Origin of the sequence: Aromatoleum toluolicum, from assembly GCF_012911005.2 — a bacterium.
Taxonomy (GTDB): Bacteria; Pseudomonadota; Gammaproteobacteria; order Burkholderiales; family Rhodocyclaceae; genus Aromatoleum; species Aromatoleum toluolicum.
In genome coordinates this window covers 1-436 of record NZ_WTVS01000225.1, presented here as the reverse complement: position 1 = coordinate 436, position 436 = coordinate 1, and the positions used below count along the sequence as shown (strand labels likewise).

The 436-nt window shown below is 74.1% G+C and carries 1 protein-coding gene; it reads left to right on the top strand.

Features of this window, described 5'->3' with window-relative positions:
* Positions 1 to 436, top strand: a 436-nt coding sequence (locus tag GPA27_RS28485) for an NAD(P)H-dependent flavin oxidoreductase (RefSeq protein ID WP_169143747.1), incomplete at both ends; no start/stop codon positions are given.

The window sequence follows — 436 nt, the reverse complement described above, 5'->3', positions numbered from 1 at the left end:
CCACCCAGTGGTGCGAGGACTTTGCCGCGCAGTTCGAAGCCCTCGTCGCCGCACGTCCCGCCGTGGCCAGCTTCACCTTCGGCATCCTCACGGCGGCGCAGGTGGCCAGGCTGCAGGCGGCGGGCAGCTACGTGATCGGCACCGCCACCACGCTGGCCGAGGCACAGGCCTGGGCCAGCGTGGGCGCGGATGCCGTCTGCGCCTCCGGCATGGAAGCCGGGGGGCACCGGGGCACCTTTCTCACCCCTACGCAGCCCGGCGCCACCGGTGCGGCGCCGTCGCTGGCCGACTTTGCGGCCAGCATGGTGGGCACGCTGCCGCTGGTGGCGCAGTGCGTGCAGGCCCTGTCCATCCCGGTGATCGCTGCGGGCGGCATCATGGACGGGCGCGGCATTGCGGGTGCGCTGGCGCTGGGCGCCCAGGCGGTGCAGATGGG